This is a genomic window from Streptomyces swartbergensis (genome assembly GCF_002148965.1).
Lineage (GTDB): Bacteria > Actinomycetota > Actinomycetes > Streptomycetales > Streptomycetaceae > Streptomyces > Streptomyces swartbergensis.
In genome coordinates this window covers 1-743 of record NZ_NGFN01000814.1, presented here as the reverse complement: position 1 = coordinate 743, position 743 = coordinate 1, and the positions used below count along the sequence as shown (strand labels likewise).

At 72.1% G+C, this 743-nt stretch carries 1 protein-coding gene; it reads right to left on the bottom strand.

The features are described 5' to 3' along the window. Window positions 1–599: aminotransferase class III-fold pyridoxal phosphate-dependent enzyme (locus CA983_RS44495; RefSeq protein ID WP_143645901.1), on the bottom strand; the 599-nt coding region annotated here is incomplete at its 3' end. Window positions 600–743 lie beyond the last annotated feature (144 nt).

Here is a 743-nt window from a genome sequence, read left to right as displayed (position 1 = left end):
GATCCCCATCGGGTGACGGCTTCGCGGCATCCGGGCCCGCAGCCGGTTCCCGCGACGGCGTGTGGGCACCGCTGGGAGTCCGGGCTTGGGAGCCGGACCACTTCCAGCCCCCACGCGGCGAGCAACTCCCGGTAGCGTGGACTGGAACTGAGCATGCTCGTCACCCCGGAGCGGCCGTGGAAGGCGCCCTCGAAGACGACAATCGTGCCCGGGCCGTTCGCGGCGAAGGCGATGCGCAGGGCTGTCTCCATGGCCTGGGCTCCGCCGAGATCCAGCTCCACCCGGCCGGGGGTGCCCAGCACTGCGGACACGAGCGGTTCCAGCCTGGAGAGCACCTTGAGCCGCAGCTCGGACTCGGCGAAGGAGGGCAGGGCGGGCAGCTGCTCGCAGCGCCGCATCGCCTCCTGCAGCAGGGTGCTGTCGTAGCCGAAGGCGATGGTGCCGTTGGCGGCCTCCGCGTCGAGGTATCTGCGCCCGTCGTGTGCGGTCAGCCAACTGCCCGAGCCGGAGACGAACCGGGGAACGTCGGGTTCGCGGTAGACCAGATTGCCCGCCCCGGCGTAGGAGGGGATGCGCTGGTCGTCGGCGGGGTCGGTCATGTCAGGGGCTCCCCGGTCAGTCGCCGTCCGCCGAGCGGGGTCGGCTCTCCGTCCACCACCACGACCCGGCTGCCGTCGCGGTGTTCTTGGTCCGACAGGGCGAGCCGCCCCGCGGCGAAGGCCTGCACCGACCACCGCAGACAC